Origin of the sequence: Staphylococcus sp. HMSC14C01, from assembly GCF_001808085.1 — a bacterium.
Classification (GTDB): Bacteria; Bacillota; Bacilli; order Staphylococcales; family Staphylococcaceae; genus Staphylococcus; species Staphylococcus hominis.
On sequence record NZ_KV792040.1, the window covers coordinates 1 to 21443 of the forward strand.

14 protein-coding genes and 1 pseudogene are annotated in these 21443 nt (G+C 30.8%); 13 read left to right on the forward strand and 2 right to left on the reverse strand.

Features of this window, described 5'->3' with window-relative positions:
- Window positions 1-42 precede the first annotated feature (42 nt).
- Window positions 43-456, reverse strand: a complete 414-nt coding sequence (locus HMPREF3131_RS07195; RefSeq protein WP_048679566.1) for a universal stress protein — start codon at window positions 454-456, stop codon at window positions 43-45.
- A gap of 216 nt (window positions 457-672) precedes the next feature.
- Here HMPREF3131_RS07195 and HMPREF3131_RS07200 point away from each other — a divergent pair, with 216 nt between their 5' ends.
- The 8 genes and pseudogenes from HMPREF3131_RS07200 to pyk all read left to right on the forward strand — a co-directional run bounded on the left by HMPREF3131_RS07200 (window position 673) and on the right by pyk (window position 11550).
- On the forward strand, window positions 673-1971 hold the full coding sequence (locus HMPREF3131_RS07200; protein ID WP_061544566.1) for a DRTGG domain-containing protein: 1299 nt from the start codon (window positions 673-675) through the stop codon (window positions 1969-1971).
- A gap of 30 nt (window positions 1972-2001) precedes the next feature.
- Entirely contained in the window at window positions 2002-2940 is a 939-nt protein-coding gene (locus HMPREF3131_RS07205) for a DHH family phosphoesterase (RefSeq protein ID WP_048761533.1), read from the forward strand.
- 20 nt (window positions 2941-2960) lie between these two features.
- Window positions 2961-6164, forward strand: a complete 3204-nt coding sequence (locus HMPREF3131_RS07210; protein WP_054105796.1) for a DNA polymerase III subunit alpha — start codon at window positions 2961-2963, stop codon at window positions 6162-6164.
- A gap of 194 nt (window positions 6165-6358) precedes the next feature.
- Window positions 6359-6517, forward strand: a pseudogene (locus HMPREF3131_RS11330) (NAD-dependent malic enzyme); the annotation flags it as partial.
- A gap of 310 nt (window positions 6518-6827) precedes the next feature.
- On the forward strand, window positions 6828-7694 hold the full coding sequence (gene accD, locus HMPREF3131_RS07215; protein ID WP_017176124.1) for an acetyl-CoA carboxylase, carboxyltransferase subunit beta: 867 nt from the start codon (window positions 6828-6830) through the stop codon (window positions 7692-7694).
- The gene (locus HMPREF3131_RS07220; RefSeq protein WP_017176125.1) at window positions 7687-8631 is read left to right on the forward strand and encodes an acetyl-CoA carboxylase carboxyltransferase subunit alpha; all 945 of its coding nucleotides are present in this window, start codon (window positions 7687-7689) and stop codon (window positions 8629-8631) included. Before accD ends, HMPREF3131_RS07220 begins: the two co-directional genes overlap by 8 nt.
- A 172-nt stretch (window positions 8632-8803) precedes the next feature.
- Window positions 8804-9772 carry a 6-phosphofructokinase gene (gene pfkA, locus HMPREF3131_RS07225; protein WP_017176126.1) on the forward strand — a complete coding sequence of 323 codons (969 nt, stop codon included), beginning with the start codon at window positions 8804-8806 and terminating at the stop codon, window positions 9770-9772.
- A 17-nt stretch (window positions 9773-9789) separates the two neighbouring features.
- Window positions 9790-11550 carry a pyruvate kinase gene (gene pyk / locus HMPREF3131_RS07230; RefSeq protein WP_017176127.1) on the forward strand — a complete coding sequence of 587 codons (1761 nt, stop codon included), beginning with the start codon at window positions 9790-9792 and terminating at the stop codon, window positions 11548-11550.
- Window positions 11551-11856: 306 nt separating this feature from the next.
- On the opposite strand, the gene HMPREF3131_RS07235 is transcribed toward pyk, so the two are convergent.
- Window positions 11857-13209 (reverse strand): amino acid permease, encoded by a 1353-nt coding sequence (locus tag HMPREF3131_RS07235; RefSeq protein ID WP_017176128.1) that lies wholly within the window; start codon window positions 13207-13209, stop codon window positions 11857-11859.
- Window positions 13210-13558: 349 nt separating this feature from the next.
- Between HMPREF3131_RS07235 and HMPREF3131_RS07240 the strand changes: the two genes are divergently transcribed.
- From HMPREF3131_RS07240 to polA, 5 genes are all read left to right on the forward strand, one after another.
- Window positions 13559-14677 (forward strand): citrate synthase, encoded by a 1119-nt coding sequence (locus tag HMPREF3131_RS07240; RefSeq protein WP_017176129.1) that lies wholly within the window; start codon window positions 13559-13561, stop codon window positions 14675-14677.
- A gap of 35 nt (window positions 14678-14712) precedes the next feature.
- Window positions 14713-15984 (forward strand): NADP-dependent isocitrate dehydrogenase, encoded by a 1272-nt coding sequence (icd, locus tag HMPREF3131_RS07245; RefSeq protein WP_049381990.1) that lies wholly within the window; start codon window positions 14713-14715, stop codon window positions 15982-15984.
- Window positions 15985-16208: 224 nt separating this feature from the next.
- Window positions 16209-16919: a response regulator transcription factor gene (locus HMPREF3131_RS07250; protein WP_017176131.1), complete on the forward strand. Its 711-nt coding sequence runs from the start codon at window positions 16209-16211 to the stop codon at window positions 16917-16919.
- Complete coding sequence (gene pnpS, locus HMPREF3131_RS07255) at window positions 16919-18616, forward strand: two-component system histidine kinase PnpS (RefSeq protein WP_048681004.1); 1698 nt, start codon at window positions 16919-16921, stop codon at window positions 18614-18616. Before HMPREF3131_RS07250 ends, pnpS begins: the two co-directional genes overlap by 1 nt.
- 180 nt (window positions 18617-18796) lie before the next feature.
- Window positions 18797-21433: a DNA polymerase I gene (gene polA, locus HMPREF3131_RS07260; protein WP_049419697.1), complete on the forward strand. Its 2637-nt coding sequence runs from the start codon at window positions 18797-18799 to the stop codon at window positions 21431-21433.
- Window positions 21434-21443 lie beyond the last annotated feature (10 nt).

Sequence of the window (21443 nt, forward strand, 5' to 3'; positions counted from 1 at the left end):
TGTTAGGAATTATGTCCCAGCCTCTTTTTTATAAGATTAAAATTATTTAACTATTAAAACAGGGATAGTAGCACGTTTAGCAACTTTATGACTAACACTACCTAAAACAAATTTCTTTTGTTGTTCAGCTTTACGGTTACTTAATACGACAATGTCATATTTACCACTATTTGCATGTTTCACCAATTCATCTTTTGGATTTCCACGAACGATAATTTGATCATAATTAATACCATAATCATCTAAAGTATGACGTGTGTGTTCAAGTCCTTGATCACGACGATGTGTCAATTTTTCGATGTGAGTCCCTCCTTTAATAGAGGCTTGGATGTCTTGTTCACCAATCGCATTCATGATTGTAACAACGGTACCTGGGCCAGCTAATTTTGAAATTTCTTTCAATGCTTTGTCATTTTTTAATTGAGTATCTACACCTAGTAATATGTTTTTATACATAGGTCATCCCTCCTTATATTTAATTATATAATTAGTGATTTAATATTTCCATCAAATTTATATTTTTATTATTTAAATTAACTTCATTTTTATACATTAAAAACAAAATGATACCGATATGTTAGTTTTTGATACTTTTGTCACATTCAAATCGATTTTTATAAATAAAAAAGTTATAATATATTAGACATTGTCTAAAAATGAAGAGGGTTGAAAATGACTAAACATGAACAAATTGTATCTTATATAGAATCATTAAATATAGGACAAAAAATTTCAGTTAGAAAAATAGCCAAAGTAATGAATGTTTCTGAAGGGACTGCTTATAGAGCAATTAAAGATGCTAGTCAACTTGGCTTTGTAACCACCATCGATAGAGTGGGTACAGTTCGGATAGATAAAAAGAGTCGCGAACAAATTGAACATCTTACTTTTCAAGAAATTGTGAATATTATTGAAGGTGACATCATAAGTGGGAAAAATGGTTTAAATAAAACTGTTAGTAAATTTGCAATTGGAGCTATGGAACTAAAAGATGTAGTAAAGTATATTGGAAATCAAACGTTATTGATTGTAGGTAACCGTCCTGAAGTTCAGATGGAAGCATTAAAAAGAGGAAGCGGTATACTTATTACCGGTGGATTTAGTACAGCCCAAAATATTATTGATTATGCAAATAAACAAGAGTTACCTATTATTTCTTCAAATTATGATACATTTTTAGTAGCTAATATCATTAATAGAGCCATGTATAATCAAATGATAAGAAAAGAGATACTTATTGTTGAAGATATCGTAAAACCTATCAATGATATGACGGTAGTGTTTGATGAAATGGGTTTAGAAGACTATATTTCTCGTGCAAAAGTCACAGGACATTCTCGTTTTCCAGTAGTAAATAAAGATTGGAAACTTGTGGGAATTGTAACGAGTAAAGAAATTATTCATATGAACGAAGATGATAAGATTAATAAAGTCATGACAAGACGACCTATCAATGTTGAATTAACAACTACAGTAGCGAGTTGTGCTCATATAATGATTTGGGATGGAATTGAAATTTTACCTGTCACAACAAGAAATAAAAAAGCAATAGGTGTTATTACACGAAATGATGTGTTAAAAGCAATGCAATTAATTGGAAGACAACCTCAAATTGGAGAAACCATTATCGATCAAATTGCCAAACATATCTCAATAAATCATAATGAGACTTCAGTTAAAATTTCACCAGTTTTAACCAACCAATATGGTACGTTGAGTAAAGCAATATGTGTCGCAATTATTGAAGAAACAATTAAACATGAATTGCGTAAGTATAAAAAAGTAGATGTTATGATTGAAAGCTTGAATATCATTTATATTAAAAATGTCGCAATTGAAAGTACGCTTGATGTAAAGTATAACATGTTAGATGTAGGAAGAAATTTTGCTAAATTAGAGGTCACTATGACTTGTAAAAATGAGAAAGTTGCAAATGCAATGATTATATGTCAAATGTTTGAAGATGTTTAAAATAGTTTTTGAAATTAAAGGAGAAAAGAAATGGTAGAAATTTTTAATAAAATAATGAATGAAATTGATAAATATGAAACTGTTATTATTCATAGACACGTTCGTCCTGATCCAGATGCATATGGTTCACAGTTAGGCTTAAAATATTATTTGCAACGTAAATTTCCAGAAAAGTCTATTTATGCAGTTGGGCAACCAGAATCTTCTTTAGCATTTATAGGGGATTTAGACAGAGTTAGAGATGATATGTATCAAAACGCTCTAGTGATTGTTTGTGACACAGCAAATGCACCTCGTATCGATGATCAAAGATTTAATCAAGGCAAAGATTTAATTAAAATTGATCACCATCCTGCTACTGATCAATATGGCAGAATAAATTATGTAGATACTAATGCAAGTTCAACAAGCGAAATCATTTTTGATTTTATTACACATTTTAATGATATTAATATTATCGATGAATCTGTCGCACGTGTTCTATATTTAGGAATTGTCGGAGACACAGGTCGTTTTTTATTTAGTAATACCACACCACATACTATGAAGGTTGCTAGTCGTTTGCTAGAATTTCCATTTAATCATAATGAGATATTAAATCAATTGGGTGAGAAAGATCCAAAACTTATGCCATTCCAAGGATATATTTTACAAAATTTCCAATTAAGTGAAGATCATCAATATTGCCAAATAAAGATTACTAAAGACGTCCTAAACCAATTTCAAATTGCACCTAACGAAGCATCTCAGTTTGTTAATACCGTAGCGGATATCAAAGGTCTAAAAATATGGATGTTTGGTGTTGATGAAGGTGATCAAATTAGATGTCGATTACGTTCTAAAGGAATTACTATTAATGATATAGCTAATCAATTTGGCGGTGGAGGACATCCAAATGCATCTGGAGTCTCTGTTGAAAATTGGGAACAATTTGAGACTTTAGGTGAAGCCTTACGCCAAAAACTATAAATTACGAAAGGAAGTCATATATGTTTGTACATTTGAATATTCATTCAACATATGATTTATTATATTCAAGTTTAAAAATTAACGATGTTGTATCAAAGGCAAAAGAAAATAGATATCAAGCACTTGCAATTACTGATACGAACGTATTATATGGCTTCCCTAAGTTTTATGACGCATGTGTTAAAGAGGGAATTAAGCCAATATTTGGAATGACTGTAATGGTTTCTGATGAAATTAGCACAATTGAAACAGTATTATTCGCAAAGAATAATGAAGGTCTCCATGCTCTGTATCAACTTTCTTCTGCAATAAATATGAAACAAAAGACTACGATACCCCTAAAATGGCTACAAAAATATAGTTATCATCTTGCTATTGTTTTTAAAGATGCTCATGCGTCTCATCAATCGTTAATTCAAACACTAAAGAATAATGAGTCAGTATTCATAAATCACACAAGTCAATTAGATTTTTCAGACGATAAAATTGTCTTTCTTAATAATGCAAGATATTTAAATCCTGAAGATGCAGATACAATACCTGCATTAAAAGCAATAAAAAACAATACAAAATTGGATTTAGTAAATGATATTAAGGATGCTCATGAATATTTTCCAACTAGTGAAAATATTAAAGCATTTCAATTGTCTGAAAAAATAATAGCTAATACAAAGGCTTTAGCTGATGAGTGTAACGCAGAAATTCAATATCATCAAAATCTATTGCCTAACTTTAAAACCCCTAATCAACAAAGTACTAAATCCTATCTTTTAGAAAAGTTAAAATATAGTCTTAAAGAATTTAAATTAGATAAAGATCAGCGATATATTGACCGATTACATCATGAATATTCAATAATAACGAATATGGGATTCGAAGATTATTTTTTGATAGTGAGCGATTTAATACATTTTGCTAAAACGCATGACGTGATGGTTGGACCTGGACGTGGTTCATCTGCAGGATCTTTAGTCAGTTACTTATTAGGTATCACAACTATTGATCCAATTAAATTTGATTTATTATTCGAGCGCTTTTTAAATCCAGAACGTGTCACTATGCCAGACATTGATATCGATTTTGAGGATACAAGAAGAGAAAAAGTGATTCAGTACGTACAAGAAAAGTATGGTCAATATCACGTATCAGGTATCGTCACTTTTGGTCACCTATTAGCAAGAGCTGTAGCGAGAGATGTAGGCCGTATTATTGGTTTTGACGAAAAAACGTTAAATGAAATATCGAATTTAATCCCACATCAATTAGGTATTACACTAGAAGAAGCCTATCAAAATGAAAAATTTAAAGCATTTGTTCATAAAAGTTATCGTCATGAAAAATGGTTTGAAATTAGTAAAAAACTAGAGGGCTTACCACGTCATACATCTACCCATGCTGCTGGAATAATTATTAATGATAAACCATTGTATGATTTTGCTCCTTTAACAATGGGAGATACAGGTATATTGACTCAATGGACAATGACTGAAGCAGAACGATTAGGTTTATTAAAAATTGACTTTCTTGGTCTTAGAAATTTATCAATTATTCATCAAATTATCACTCAAGTAAAAAAAGATTTAAATATTGATATCGATATAGAACAAATCCCTTTTAATGATCAAAAAGTATTTAAATTATTATCTCTAGGAAACACTACAGGTATATTTCAATTAGAATCAGAAGGTGTTAGAAGAGTACTGATGGAATTACAGCCTGAACACTTTGAAGACATCGTTGCTGTAACATCATTGTATAGACCTGGTCCAATGCAAGAAATTCCTACATACATATCAAGAAGACATCGTCAAAGTGACATTAAATACTTACATCCTGATTTAGAGCCTATTTTAAAGAAGACGTATGGCGTCATTATTTATCAAGAACAAATCATGCAAATTGCTAGTCAATTCGCTAATTTTAGTTATGGTCAAGCAGATATATTGAGACGTGCAATGAGTAAAAAAAATAGAGCTATTCTAGAAAGTGAACGTCAACACTTTATTGAAGGGGCTGTAAGTAATAATTATGATGCATCAATTAGTGAACGTATTTTCGAACTAATATTAAAGTTTGCGGATTATGGTTTTCCTAGAGCTCATGCAGTGAGTTATTCTAAAATTGCATATATCATGGCTTATTTAAAAGTGCATTATCCTAATTATTTCTACGCGAATATTCTCAGTAATGTTATAGGTAATGAAACCAAAACGGCAATAATAATAGAAGAAGCTAAAACTCAAAGTTTAAATATTTTACCTCCAGATATTAATAAAAGTCACTGGTTTTACAAAGCGACAGAAAAAAATATTTATTTATCGTTGGGTGCAATAAAAGGTGTGGGATATCAAAGCGTCAAATCTATAGTAGACGAACGATCTGAAAATGGATTGTATAAAGACTTTTTTGATTTCACCAGAAGAATTCCTAAGAAAATTAAAACTAGAAAATTATTAGAAGCATTAATATGTGTGGGCGCATTTGATTCATTTGGTAAAACTAGATCAACACTATTATCTACAATTGATGAAGTTATTGATCAAGTTTCGAATGTTGAACAAGATGAATTTTTATTTAATATGTTAACACCGAAGCAAGCCTATGAAGATAAAGAGGAATTCAGTGATCAAATCATTAGTGCTTATGAAAAAGAATACTTAGGATTTTATATTTCTAACCATCCAGTTGAAAAATTATTTTATATCAAACAATATTTAGGTATATTTACGATTAAGAATAGCTTAGATTATCAACCTATACTTGTTCAGGTTAATCAATTTAAGCAAATAAGAACAAAAACTGGACAACATATGGCTTTCTTGGTTCTAGATGATGGTAGAACCACTATTGATGGTGTTTTGTTTCCAGATAAGTACAAACAATATGAGACAATGAGTCAACAACAAAATGATATTCTAGTCGTTCATGGCAAATTTGAAGAACGAAATCAAAAGAGACAAATTATCATTCAAAGTATGGATACAATTAACGACTTTGAAAATAACAAATTATCTCAAGCCAAACAAATAATGGTTAGAAACGTCAATCAATTAGAAGATATTAAATCATTTTTAATAGATCAAACGACACATAACGATTTAGAAGTAGTTTTATTTAATGAAATGCAACAACAAACTCAATCTTTAGGATTTTTACAAAAAGAAATGGAACAAGTCGAAAGGTTTATAAAGATGTTCAAGCCAAGTGACATCAGAATTATATAACTTTTATATGCAAAAAAATTATGATATAGTTAATTGATGGTTATAAAGAAAAATTAATAATTTTATTGATTTTTTTATCTCTTGATTTAATAACATGTAGCATATAAAAATGGTTTTTAAAATTGAACTTAATTGTTACAAAAATCCTTCTTTTCAAAAGTAATTTAATTATAAATCAATTAGAGATTGATTAAATGTTTTTAAGAGACGATGCATTACAAATGCATAAAGAGAATCAAGGTAAATTAAAAACTACACCTTATGTTAAAGTAACCAATATAGAAGAGCTAAGTTTAGCATACTCTATAGAGGCAGTAGAATCGTGTAAAGAAAGCTATGAAGAATCAAGGAAGTAGTGCTAAAGTAGTAGGAACGAGACGACCTTATTTTCGAAATCAAATTAATAAGATATTAGCTTATCTAGGTGTTTTTAGAGTTGTTTTAGATATTGAATCTACTCCTTTCGATTAAAGAGTGACACCATCAGCGACACAAGATTTAACACAATCTGCTATGGAATTAGGTGTTGCATGTATTGAAGTAGATTTCCATGACGTATATGATAAAACAATGAAGTTAACAGATTTAAAATAAAGTAAGCGAATTTAAAAGTAACTATTTAAAATAACGAAATTATTGAGTGAGTTATGCGGAGGTTTACGCATGTTTAAAGATTTTTTTAATAGAAGTAGTAAAAAAAAGAAATATTTAACGGTACCGGATTCTAAACAAAATGACGTACCAGCGGGTATCATGACTAAATGTCCTAATTGTAAAAAAATAATGTATACAAAAGAACTAACTGAAAATTTAAATGTATGCTTTAATTGTGATCATCATATCGCACTTCCTGCATACAAAAGAATAGAAGCTATTTCAGATGAAAATTCGTTCAAAGAATTCGATAAAGAAATGACATCTTCTAATCCTTTAGATTTTCCTGGTTATCAAGAAAAGGTGGAAAAAGATCAAAAGAAAACGGGTTTAAATGAAGCCATCGTAACTGGTACAGCAGAATTAGATAGCGTGAAATATGGCATTGCAGTTATGGACTCACGATTTAGAATGGGAAGTATGGGTTCAGTCGTAGGGGAAAAAATCTGTAGAATCGTTGATTATTGTACTGAACATCGGTTACCATTTGTATTATTTTCTGCAAGTGGTGGTGCCAGAATGCAAGAAGGTATTATTTCATTAATGCAAATGGGAAAAACAAGTGTATCATTAAAACGACATTCTGATGCTGGATTATTATATGTTTCTTATTTAACACATCCTACTACTGGTGGTGTATCAGCTAGTTTTGCTTCTGTGGGTGATATTAACCTAAGCGAACCTAAGGCTTTAATCGGTTTTGCTGGACGTAGAGTTATAGAACAAACAATTAACGAAAAATTGCCGGAAGATTTTCAAACTGCTGAGTTTTTATTAGAACATGGTCAATTAGATAAAGTTGTGCATAGAAAAGACATGAAAGCAACACTTTCTGAAATTTTAAAACTACATCAAGAGGTGAAGACGAATGCTTGATTTCGAGAAATCTTTATATGAGATTAAAGAAAAGATTAATTCATTGAAGGAATCTCAAGAAAAAAATGACGTCGACTTACAAGATGAAATTGATTTGTTAGAAGCCTCTTTGGAAAGAGAAAGAAAAAAAATATACACCAATTTAAAACCTTGGGATCGAGTACAAATTGCAAGACTTCAAGAAAGACCTACAACACTTGATTATATTCCATATATCTTTGATTCATTCATTGAATTACATGGAGATCGTAATTTTAGAGATGATCCTGCGATGATTGGTGGAATAGGATATCTCAACAATCAACCGGTAACTATCATAGGTCAGCAACGAGGGAAAGATACTAAAGATAATATTTATCGTAATTTTGGAATGGCTCATCCTGAAGGTTACCGTAAAGCTTTACGCTTAATGAAACAAGCTGAAAAATTTAATCGTCCTATTTTTACGTTTATTGATACAAAAGGTGCATATCCGGGAAAAGCAGCTGAAGAACGAGGGCAAAGTGAATCAATTGCGAAAAATTTAATTGAGATGGCTTCTCTTAAAGTACCTGTGATTGGTGTTGTCATCGGTGAAGGTGGAAGCGGTGGTGCGCTTGGTATTGGTATAACTAATAAATTATTAATGCTTGAAAATAGTACTTATTCTGTTATTTCTCCAGAAGGGGCGGCAGCATTACTTTGGAAAGATAGCTCTTTAGCAAAAATGGCTGCTGAAACGATGAAAATTACTGCAAAAGATTTACTGGAACTAAACGTGGTAGATGAAGTTATTAATGAACCACAAGGCGGCGCTCACAGAGACGTCGTTTTTCAAGCAAAACAAATTAAACAATCTTTTATTCATCAGCTTAATGAATTAAATAAATTAGATGGACAAGCTTTAGCGAATCATCGATTTAATAAATTTAGAAATATTGGTACCTTTATTAATTAACACAGAATGACTAGAAATTTAATTAAAATTTCTAGTCATTTTTTTTATATAAATTAAATTAAAAATTTAAAACGTTTACATATATATAATCTATCAATATTAATGGAATAGAAAATAAAATTATGGTAATTTATACATGAAGATTATTATAGTTAGGAAAGGGTATGTCGCTATGAAGAGAATTGCGGTATTAACAAGTGGTGGAGATTCACCAGGCATGAATGCTGCTGTTAGAGCAGTCGTACGAAAAGCAATTTATAATAATATCGAAGTTTTTGGTGTTTATCAGGGTTATCAAGGTTTACTTGATGATAATATCCACAAACTTGAATTAGGAAGTGTTGGAGATACGATTCAACGAGGAGGAACTTTTCTATATTCTGCTAGATGTCCTCAGTTTAAAGATGAGAGTGTAAGACAAAAAGGGATTGAGAACTTACACAAGCATGGTATTGAAGGACTTGTAGTAGTCGGTGGAGATGGCAGTTATAGAGGTGCTCAACGTATTAGCGAAGAAACAACCGATATAAAAACAATTGGTATCCCTGGAACAATTGATAATGATATTAATGGTACTGATTTCACTATTGGTTTCGATACAGCATTAAATACGATTATTGACTGTGTCGATAAAATCAGAGATACTGCTTCAAGTCATGCGAGAACTTTTGTTGTAGAAGTAATGGGACGTGATTGTGGTGATTTAGCACTGTGGGCTGGATTGTCAGTAGGTGCTGAAACAATCTTAGTTCCAGAAGAGCACACAGATATTAAAGATGTTGCTGAAAAAATTGAAAGTGGTATTAAACGTGGAAAAAAACATTCTATCGTTATGGTAGCAGAAGGTTGTATGAGTGGCCATGAATGTGCAGAACAATTAACTAAATATATCAATGTTGATGCACGTGTATCTGTTCTTGGTCACATCCAACGTGGTGGTAGTCCATCTGGTGTAGATCGAGTACTTGCTTCAAGATTAGGCGGTTATGCTGTAGAATTGTTAATGCAAGGTCAAACAGGATTCGGTGTAGGTATACAAAATAACCAACTTACAGCAACACCATTTGATGAAATTTTCAATAATGAAAGCCATAAATTCAACACTCGTATTTATGACTTAGCAAAAGAATTATCTATATAATTTAGGAGGCTTTTATAATGAGAAAGACTAAAATTGTATGTACTATAGGACCTGCTTCAGAGTCTGAGGAAATGTTAGAAAAATTAATGAATGCTGGAATGAACGTTGCACGTTTAAATTTCTCTCATGGTAGTCATGAAGAACATAAAGCACGTATTGATTCAATTCGTAAAGTATCTAAAAAATTAGGTAAAACTATTGGTATTTTATTAGATACTAAAGGACCTGAAATTCGTACACATGATATGAAAGACGGCTTGATTGTACTTGAAAAAGGTAAAGAAGTTATTGTGAGTATGTCTCAAGTTGAAGGTACACCTGAAAAATTCTCAGTCACATATGAAGATTTAATTAATGATGTTCAAATTGGATCATACATTTTATTAGATGATGGTTTAGTAGAATTACAAGTTAAAGATATTGATAAAGATAAAGGCGAAGTTAAATGTGATATCTTAAATACTGGTGAATTAAAAAATAAAAAAGGTGTAAACTTACCTGGTGTTAAAGTAAACTTACCTGGTATCACTGATAAAGATGCTGCAGATATTAAATTTGGTATTAAAGAAGATATTGATTACATTGCAGCAAGCTTTGTACGTCGTCCTAGTGATGTATTAGATATTCGCGAAATTTTAGAACAAGAAAATAATGATAATATTACGATCTTCCCTAAAATTGAAAACCAAGAAGGTATTGACAATATCGAAGAGATTTTAGAAGTATCTGATGGTTTAATGGTTGCGCGTGGTGACATGGGTGTTGAAATTCCACCTGAATCTGTGCCAATCGTTCAAAAAGATTTAATTAGAAAATGTAATAAATTAGGAAAACCTGTCATTACTGCAACTCAAATGCTTGATTCAATGCAACGTAATCCACGTGCAACAAGAGCTGAAGCAAGTGACGTTGCTAATGCAATCTATGATGGTACAGATGCAGTTATGTTATCTGGTGAAACAGCTGCAGGACAATATCCTGAAGAAGCAGTTAAAACAATGAGAAATATCGCAATTTCAGCTGAAGCTGCTCAAGATTACAAAAAATTATTATCTGATCGTACTAAATTAGTAGAAACATCATTAGTAAATGCGATTGGTGTATCTGTAGCACATACTGCTCTAAACTTAAATGTTAAAGCAATTGTAGCTGCAACTGAAAGTGGTTCAACAGCGATTACAATTTCTAAATATCGTCCACATTCAGATATTATTGCAGTAACACCTAGTGAACATACTGCAAGACAATTAGCACTAGTATGGGGTGCATATCCAGTTGTTAAAAAAGGACGTAAAACAACAGATGATTTATTAAATAATGCAGTAGCAACAGCTGTTGCTACTGAAAAAGTTGGTAATGGTGATTTAATTATCATTACTGCTGGCGTTCCAACTGGTGAAAAAGGTACGACTAATATGATGAAATTACATTTAGTAGGTGATGAAATTGCTAAAGGTCAAGGTGTTGGTCGTGGATCAACAACTGGTAAAACAGTGATTTCTAAAACTGCTAGTGATTTAGAAGGAAAAGACCTAAGTGAATCAATTATTGTGACTAATTCAGTAGACGAAAGTTATGTTCCATATGTTGAAAAAGCTGCAGGTTTAATTACTGAAGAAAACGGTATAACATCACCAAGTGCAATCGTTGGACTTGAACAAGGTATCCCAACTATTATTGGTGTTGAAAATGCAACTAAAGAATTGAAAAATGACTTATTAATTACTGTTGATGCAAATCAAGGTAGAATTTTTGAAGGGTATGCGAATGTCCTTTAATTAAACAACTGTATAAGTATGTTTAATTAAAATGCTAGAAGAGCGAGAATAACCACATTAGTGGATAAAATTCTCGCTCTTTTTTATATTATTTAAACATATTAAAAAAGTGGAATAGAGCCGTATTCGTCGTCCCACCTTGCGTTGAACGTAGATTTTCATTAAGAAAATCTCTATGTTGGAGATAGTAGTGTTTAAAAATGCTTATTACAAGAGTATTTCAATTCAGACATCGACTGCATTAACATAAAAATGACTGGAACATTATCAATTGTTCCAGTCATTTTTTATATTGATATTTTAATGTTAATTTGCTACTTTTTTATATCTTAAATACATAATACCTAAAATAATAAACCAAATGGGTGTTAAGAAAATAGCGTTTCTTGTTGTTGCATTTACAAATAGTAAACAAAACACAAATATGAAGAATGCTAAAATAATATAGGCCATATATTTTCCACCAGGAAGTTTGAATTTTGCTTTTTTATGTAATTCAGGATTTTTTCTATGATAATTAATATAAGCCCAAATAATTAAAGCCCACACGATAATAAATAATACTGTTGAAATTGTTGTAACATATGTAAATACTAGCGTTGCATTTGGAAAAATATAGTTTAATAATGCTGTCACCAATAATAACGCAGATGATACTATAATTGCGATATGTGGTACACCTTGTTTGTTAGTACTTTTAAATATAGAAGGCGCTTGTTTTTGTTCAGATAATCCAAATAACATACGACTATTTGAGAAGATACCACTATTACAAGATGAAGCAGCAGCAGTTAAAACTACAAAGTTAATTAATCCAGCTGCAAACGGAATACCAATTAATGAGAACAATCTAACAAATGGGCTCTCATTTGGATCCACTTTGTCCCAAGGAATAATAGACATAATGACTGCTAAAGCACCTACATAGAAAATTAAAATTCTAATTGGTACTGCATCTATAGCTTTAGGTATTGTTTTTTCTGGATCTTTAGTTTCACCAGCGGTTACCCCAATCATTTCAATACCAACAAATGAGAATAAAGCCATTTGGAATGACATAAAGAAACCAGAGGTTCCATTGGTAAAAATACCATGTTTATAAAGATTAGTTAAACTTGCATGTCCAAATTGAGTTTTATAAGCAAATAAAATCATTATTGCACCAATGACGATTAAAGCTATAATAGTTATAATTTTAATAATAGCAAACCAGAATTCTAATTCTCCAAATAATTTTGCACTTAATAAGTTAAAAACCATTAATATTAATACGCAAAACAGAGCAGTAATCCAGTTTGGTATAGTTGGAAACCAGAAACTAACATATTTAGCAACTGCAGTTACTTCTGCCATTCCCGTTATAATCCAGCATAACCAATATGTCCATCCAGTAACGAATCCTGCAAACGGTCCAATATACTCGTTTGTTACATCAGCAAATGATTTAAAACGAGTATTTTGAATGATGATTTCTCCAAGACCTCTCATAAACATAAATAGCATGAATCCAATAATGATATAGGTTAATAGAATAGAAGGTCCAGTCATAGCTATAGTTTGACCTGCACCTAAGAATAATCCAGTTCCGATAGCGCCACCAAGAGCAATCAATTGTACATGACGATTACTTAATCCTCTTTGTAATTTTTCTTCTGCCATAAGACAACTCCCTTACATTTAATTAATATTAATTATGCACTTATATATTAAATTCGACAATTATTTTTCTAAATTTTTTCTAAAAATTTTATTAACATTGAGTTAATAAAAAATAATCATTGTTGATAAATAATTAAAATATTCATTATTTTCATATAAGTCAACCTTGTCTTACTATTCATAAATAGCTTTATAACGATTTTTACTATCATTATAATTAAAATTAATATATAAATAATTTACCAATGAAAATTTAAACCACATATATAATTATTCACAAAACTTATAATTTTAGATATACTATTTTATGAAAGCCATTACATTATGTAAAAGAAAAGGGGAATTACTTATGGCAGAATTACAAAAAGGTTTAGAAGGGGTTATCGCAGCAGAAACTAAAATTAGTTCAATTATTGACAGTCAATTAACTTATTCAGGATATGATATTGATGATTTAGCTGAAAATGCTCAATTTGAAGAAATCATGTTCTTATTATGGAATTATAGATTACCAACACAAGAAGAACTTGAAGAATTAAAAGAGAAACTTAAACAATATATGACATTAAATCCAAGGGTATATAAGCATTTTGAAGAATATGCTACGGATGATGTACATCCAATGACTGCATTACGTACCTCTGTTTCTTATATTGCACACTTTGATCCAGATGCTGAAGAGGAAACAGATGAAAGTCGAAAAAATCGAGCTATTCGTATCCAAGCAAAGATTGCATCATTAGTTACAGCGTTTTCACGCGTGCGAGAAGGAAAGGAACCTGTTAAGCCCAATTCTGATTTAAGCTATGCAGCAAACTTCTTGTATATGTTAAAAGGGGAATTGCCATCTGATACTGAAGTTGAAGCTTTTAATAAAGCTTTAATATTACATGCTGATCATGAACTTAATGCTTCAGCATTTACAGCAAGATGCGCAGTATCATCTTTATCTGATATGTATTCAGGTATTGTAGCAGCAATTGGTTCATTAAAAGGCCCTTTACATGGTGGAGCAAATGAACAAGTTATGAAAATGCTATCAGAAGTTAAATCACTTGATGAAGTAGATAATTATTTAGATAAGAAACTCGCTAACAAAGAAAAAATCATGGGATTCGGTCATCGTGTATATAAAGAGGGAGATCCACGTGCCAAGTACTTAAAAGAAATGAGTCGAAAAATAACTTCTGAAACTGGACATAACGAATTATATGAAATTTCTCTTGCAATTGAAAAGCGTATGCATGATGAAAAAGGTTTAATTCCAAATGTAGACTTCTTTAGTGCAACTGTTTATCATAGCATGGAAATTCCACACGATATTTTTACACCTATCTTTGCTGTAAGTCGTACTGCAGGATGGACCGCGCATATTTTAGAACAATATCGTGATAATCGAATTATTCGTCCGCGTGCAAAATATGTTGGAGAAACAAATCGTAAATATGTAGCAGTAGAAGAAAGATAAAATATTTCAAAATTTAATTTATGGAGGCTTTTATAATGGCAGCTGAAAAAATTACTAGAGCAAATGATGAATTATTAAATGTACCTAATGAACCAATTATTCCATTTATTATTGGGGATGGTATCGGTCCTGATATTTGGAAAGCAGCTAGTCGTGTTGTTGATGCGGCGGTTGAAAAAGCATATAACGGTGAAAAGCGTATTGAGTGGAAAGAGGTATTAGCTGGTCAAAAAGCGTACGATGAAACTGGTGAATGGTTACCACAAGAAACTTTAGATACCATCAAAGAATACTTAATCGCAATTAAAGGGCCATTAACTACACCAATTGGCGGAGGCATTCGTTCTTTAAATGTAGCATTAAGACAAGAATTGGATTTGTTTACTTGTCTTCGTCCAGTACGTTGGTTTAAAGGTGTACCTTCACCAGTAAAACGTCCTCAAGATGTTGATATGGTTATCTTCCGTGAAAATACTGAGGATATTTATGCTGGAATTGAATTTAAAGAAGGAACAGAAGAAGTTAAAAAAGTTATTGACTTCTTACAAAATGAAATGGGTGCTACAAATATTCGTTTTCCCGAAACTTCTGGTATTGGTATTAAACCAGTTTCTAAAGAAGGAACCGAACGTTTAGTAAGATCAGCTATTCAATATGCAATTGATAATAACCGTAAATCAGTAACATTAGTTCACAAAGGTAATATTATGAAGTTTACAGAAGGATCATTTAAACAATGGGGTTATGATTTAGCTCATAACGAATTTTCTGATAAAGTATTTACTTGGCAACAATATGATGACATTGCTGAAAAAGATGGTAAAGATGCTGCAAATGACGCACAACAACAAGCTGAAAAAGACGGTAAAATTATTATTAAAGATTCAATAGCAGATATTTTCTTACAACAAATTTTAACACGTCCAGCAGAACATGATGTAGTAGCTACAATGAACTTAAATGGCGACTATATCTCAGATGCACTTGCTGCACAAGTAGGAGGAATCGGTATTGCTCCTGGTGCTAATATTAACTATGAGACAGGGCATGCTATTTTTGAAGCAACACATGGTACAGCACCAAAGTATGCTAACTTAAATAAAGTGAATCCATCATCTGAATTATTAAGTTCTGTATTAATGTTAGAACATTTAGGATGGCAAGAAGCGGCTGATAAAATTACTGATGCTATTGAAGCTACAATTGCTTCTAAAATTGTGACATATGATTTTGCTCGCTTAATGGACGGAGCGACTGAAGTATCAACTTCAGAATTTGCCGATGAATTGATTAAAAACTTAAAATAATATTTATTTTGATAAAACAGTCTAAGATGGATTTTGATGTCTTAGACTGTTTTTGTTCATTATTAATAAATATCAAAACAAGATTAACGAAAAATATTCTTAACAAATTGAAAATAATAAGTAAATGTTAAGTTTATGTAAATTCAATATGTTGTATGTTATTTTTATTTAAATTTCAGTTATAATAAAATTGAAATTGTTAATTCTATTTAGGGAGGCAAATCATGTCACAAAAAGTATTAGTGGTTGATGACGAGCAATCAATAGTAACGTTACTAAAATATAACTTAGAAACAGCAGGTTATATTGTAGATGTAGCGTATGATGGTGAAGAAGCACTCAAAAAAGTTAAAGAGGTTAAACCTGAACTGATTGTATTAGATGTCATGTTACCTAAAAAAGATGGAATAGAAGTATGTAAAACGATTCGATCTGATAAAAATCTTGTACCTATTTTAATGTTAACGGCTAAAGATGATGAGTTTGATCGTGTTTTAGGCTTAGAATTAGGTGCTGATGATTACATGACTAAACCTTTCTCTCCAAGAGAAGTTGTAGCAAGAGTAAAAGCTATTTTAAGACGCTCTCAAATTGCTAATGAAGTCGTAAAAGATGACGTGGAGGATGAAGATATTGTAATTGATAATATTAGAATTCGTCCTGAATTCTTTGAAGTCTATAGAGATGATACCTTGCTTGAACTTACTCCTAAAGAATTTGAGTTATTACTTTATCTTATTGAACGTCAAGGACGCGTAATTACTAGAGAACATATGTTAAATTCAGTGTGGAATTACGAGTTTGCAGGAGATTCAAGAATTGTAGATGTTCATATTAGTCATTTAAGAGATAAATTAGAAGAAAATCCTAAACAACCTAAGTTGATAAAAACAGTTCGTGGATTGGGTTATAAATTAGAAAGACCTAAAGCTTAATGATTAAATTTCATCATAGATTATTACTTCTACTATGTACAATCACAATTATTAGTTTTATAGGCTTAGGTGCAATTCTTCATCATACGATTTATCAGATATTATCAGATACTCAAACTAGAGAATTAAATCATTTATCAGAAAATATCGTAAATTTAAATAAGCGAAATAAACAAGCAGACATTCAGCGTATAGCACAAAATCAAAATTTGGTTGTTAAAATTTCTGAAAATGGACATGTGTTATATCAAACTGGCAATCAACATCAAATTAATCATACTATTGATAATGCAGCTAATCCTTCGAATATTATATATCATAAAAATAAGGATAAGGTGGATTACACATTTAAAAATACTGTAAGTAATCAAACAATATACATAAGTGGTATTAATACTGAAATTTTAGATTTACAAAAAAATATGTGGAAGTACTTATCATTAATTGGAATCATTGTGTTATTTGCTATTTATTTAGCTGTAAGAAGCATTAATCGCACCTATATACGACCAATCAACGAAGTTACTTATGCGACATCTTTAATTGCAGATGGATATTATCATGTTAGAGTACCTGAAAGTAATGTGAAAGAAACAAAAGCATTATTTGTTACTACCAATGATTTAGCAAGACGATTGCAAAAATTAAATAATAAACAAAAAATGCAATCTAATCGCCTTAAAACAACATTAGAAAATATTCCTAGTTCGGTATTAATGATAGATAAACAAGGTGAAATTGTTATTGCAAACCATGCTTATTACGAGGTGTTCAAACCAGATAGTAAAGTCGAAAATAAAGATTATACTGTACATTTAGATAAAGAAATTCAACATCTTATTATTGAAAGCTTTAAAACTGAAAAACCGTTGCATGAACAAATTGAGTTATACATTAATGATGTTCATCAAAAATATTTTGATGTTTCTTGTATTCCCATTTTAAGTAAATCAAAAAAGAAACTTCAAGGTATGGTTGTAGTATTACATGATATCACTAATCTAAAAAAATTAGAGAATTTGAGACGTGAGTTTGTTGCAAATGTTTCACATGAACTTAAAACTCCAATCACTTCAATTAAAGGATTTGCAGAAACCTTAATTGAAGGTGCAAAGAATGATGAACAATCTCTTGATATGTTTTTAAATATTATTTTAAAAGAATCAAATCGTATAGAATCACTTGTCATGGATTTATTGGATTTATCTCATATTGAACAACAAACTGAGATTGAGACTACTTATGTTAATCTTTCAGATTTAGCACATAATACAATCCATAATCTACAAACTCAAGCTAAGTATAAAAATATCGCTATTAAATCTGAAATAGAAAATGATGTTATTATTGAAGCGCATGAAGGAAAATTGTCTCAAGTTATCACGAATTTACTTTCAAATGCCATTAACTATTCATATGAAAATAATAAAGTTATTGTTAGAGTTTACAGAGAAGATATAAAAGTTAATCTAGAAATCCAAGATTATGGCATTGGGATAGACAAAAAAGATCAAAAGCATATTTTTGAGAGATTTTATAGAGTAGATAAAGCAAGAAGTCGTGACTCTGGTGGAACAGGTTTAGGATTATCGATTACAAAACATATTGTAGAAGCACTTCACGGTACCATTATGGTCGAAAGTGAACTGAATAAAGGATCGCTATTTAGAGTCTCATTTATAGATAAAATCGAATAACTATTTTGTCCTACAAGTTTAGGTCATCCACACTTTAAAATACTTTTTTATGTTTTTAGGATTTTAAAGGGACCTAAACTTGTAGGATTTTATTTTTTGACATTCGTAAAATATCGTTCAGTCGTTATGACCAAAGGTTTATGCTAAAATATAATTAAACTCATTCTGGAGGTTTAAAATTTGAATAAATTAGTATTGATAGATGGCAATAGTTTAAGTTTTAGAGCTTTTTACGCATTGCCACTTTTATCTAATAAAGCAGGTATTCATACAAATGCGATTCTTGGGTTTGCCAAATTACTCGAAAAAATTATCAGAGAAGAACAACCTACACATTTCTTAGTAGCCTTTGACGCAGGTAAGACTACTTTTAGACATTCTAAATATAGTGAATACAAAGGTGGACGTCAAAAAACACCACCCGAATTAAGCGAACAATTCCCCTATATTCGACAATTGTTAGATGCTTATCATATTAAACATTATGAATTAGAAAACTACGAAGCAGATGACATTATTGGTACATTAAGTAAAGAAGCAGATCAAAATGATTTTGAAACTATTATTGTAACTGGAGATAGAGACTTAACACAGTTAGCAACTCAAAATGTGACTATTTATTATACTAAAAAAGGGGTCACAGACGTTGATCACTATACTCCAGAATTTATAGCAGAAAAATATAATGGTTTAAAACCAATACAAATTATTGATATGAAAGGTTTAATGGGAGATAGTTCAGACAATATACCCGGTGTAGCTGGAGTAGGAGAAAAAACAGCAATTAAACTTTTAAATCAATTTGATTCTGTAGAAGGTGTCTATGAGAATATTGATAAAGTATCTGGTAAAAAATTAAAAGAAAAGCTCGAACTTAGTCATGAAGATGCATTAATGAGTAAAGAGCTTGCTACAATTAATCGACATAGTCCAATAGAAGTCACTTTAAGTGATACGAAATTAAGTGATATCAAGGATAATCATGAAAAAATTGAACTTTTCAAGAAATTAGAATTTAAACAATTATTAGCAGATATAGATAATGAAGCATCTGAATTTGAGCAAGAACAAAAACAAGTTTCTTTTGATATTTTGCCTACATTTGAATATGTTGATTTTAATCATCTTGATGAAGCAGTGATTCATTTCGAAATAGATGGTTCTAATTATTTAAAAGATGATATTTTAAAGTTTGGATTTTATGATAAAGAACGTTATATCGTAGTTGATGCAGATAATATTAAAGATTATCCAGAACTTATTAAATGGTTGGAAAATGAAAATTCTAAAAAGGTAGTTTATGACGCAAAGAAAACATTTGTTATAGCACACAGATTAAATATTACCATTCAAAATATCGTTTTTGATGCGATGTTAGCAAGCTACATTATTGATCCATCACGAACGATTGATGATGTCTATTCGGTTGTAACAAATTATCATCAAACGTATGTTAAAGAAGATGTCTCTATTTATGGGAAAGGTAAAAAGCGACAAGTTCCTAATGCTGAAATTTTAAATACGCATATTGCATCTATTACTAAATCTATTGATGCTGTTAAACCGTTAATGGAAAAAGAACTAGAATCACATCAACAAATGAATTTACTAAAAGATTTAGAACTTCCGCTAGCACGTATTTTAAGTAAAATGGAAGAAATTGGTATTTATACAGATATAAATGATTTACAACGCATGCAACAAGAATTACAAGAGAAGTTAGAATTGTTAGTTCAGCGTATTCATGATGCAGCAGGTGAAGAATTTAACATTAATTCGCCTAAACAACTCGGTGTTGTTTTATTTGAAACATTAAAACTACCTGTCATTAAAAAAACAAAAACTGGTTATTCTACAGCAGTCGATGTTTTAGAACAGTTACAGAATGAACATCCTATCATTAATGATATTTTGGAATATCGTCAATTAGCTAAATTACAATCTACTTATGTGGAAGGTTTACAAAAAGTCATTAGTAATGATAAGCGTATACACACTCGTTTTAATCAAACATTAGCACAAACTGGACGATTATCTTCAGTTGATCCTAATTTACAAAATATACCGATTCGACTTGAAGAAGGGCGTAAAATACGTAAAGCATTTAAACCTTCATCTGAAGACAGTGTTATTTTATCTGCAGATTATTCTCAAATTGAATTACGTGTCTTAGCGCATATTACACAAGATGACAGTTTAAAAGAAGCATTCATTCATGGACAGGACATTCATACTGCTACAGCACGAAAAGTATTTGGTGTTGAAGCGGAGGAAGTCACTGATTTAATGCGTAGACAAGCCAAAGCTGTAAATTTTGGAATCGTTTATGGTATTAGTGATTATGGCTTAAGTCAAAGCTTAAATATAACACGTAAAGAGGCAAAAATATTTATTGATGATTATTTAGCAAGTTTCCCTGGAGTTAAGCAATATATGAGTGACATTGTAAAGGATGCTAAAGCAAATGGCTATGTTGAAACATTATTGCATCGTAGACGTTATATTCCTGACATCACTAGTCGTAATTTTAATTTAAGAGGTTTTGCGGAACGTACAGCAATGAACACTCCAATTCAAGGAAGTGCAGCCGATATTATTAAACTTGCTATGGTTGAATTTGATAAGCAAGTTCAACATACGTCTTACAAAGCTAAATTACTTTTACAAGTACATGATGAATTAATATTTGAAGTGCCTAAGTCTGAAGTTGAAGAATTTAGTTTATTTGTTGAAGATATAATGGAGCATGCATTAGACTTAGATGTTCCATTAAAAGTAGACTCTAATTATGGTCCTACTTGGTATGATGCGAAATAGAAAGAGGAAT

What these genes read in the sequence shown, in the direction of transcription:
- pfkA (WP_017176126.1), top strand. Translation starts at nt 8,804, where the DNA reads ATGAAGAGAATTGCGGTATTAACAAGTGGTGGAGATTCACCAGGCATG.
- HMPREF3131_RS07205 (WP_048761533.1), top strand. Translation starts at nt 2,002, where the DNA reads ATGGTAGAAATTTTTAATAAAATAATGAATGAAATTGATAAATATGAA.
- accD (WP_017176124.1), top strand. Translation starts at nt 6,828, where the DNA reads ATGTTTAAAGATTTTTTTAATAGAAGTAGTAAAAAAAAGAAATATTTA.
- pyk (WP_017176127.1), top strand. Translation starts at nt 9,790, where the DNA reads ATGAGAAAGACTAAAATTGTATGTACTATAGGACCTGCTTCAGAGTCT.
- HMPREF3131_RS07200 (WP_061544566.1), top strand. Translation starts at nt 673, where the DNA reads ATGACTAAACATGAACAAATTGTATCTTATATAGAATCATTAAATATA.
- HMPREF3131_RS07210 (WP_054105796.1), top strand. Translation starts at nt 2,961, where the DNA reads ATGTTTGTACATTTGAATATTCATTCAACATATGATTTATTATATTCA.
- HMPREF3131_RS07240 (WP_017176129.1), top strand. Translation starts at nt 13,559, where the DNA reads ATGGCAGAATTACAAAAAGGTTTAGAAGGGGTTATCGCAGCAGAAACT.
- HMPREF3131_RS07250 (WP_017176131.1), top strand. Translation starts at nt 16,209, where the DNA reads ATGTCACAAAAAGTATTAGTGGTTGATGACGAGCAATCAATAGTAACG.
- pnpS (WP_048681004.1), top strand. Translation starts at nt 16,919, where the DNA reads ATGATTAAATTTCATCATAGATTATTACTTCTACTATGTACAATCACA.
- HMPREF3131_RS07220 (WP_017176125.1), top strand. Translation starts at nt 7,687, where the DNA reads ATGCTTGATTTCGAGAAATCTTTATATGAGATTAAAGAAAAGATTAAT.
- icd (WP_049381990.1), top strand. Translation starts at nt 14,713, where the DNA reads ATGGCAGCTGAAAAAATTACTAGAGCAAATGATGAATTATTAAATGTA.
- HMPREF3131_RS07195 (WP_048679566.1), bottom strand. Translation starts at nt 456, where the DNA reads ATGTATAAAAACATATTACTAGGTGTAGATACTCAATTAAAAAATGAC.
- HMPREF3131_RS07235 (WP_017176128.1), bottom strand. Translation starts at nt 13,209, where the DNA reads ATGGCAGAAGAAAAATTACAAAGAGGATTAAGTAATCGTCATGTACAA.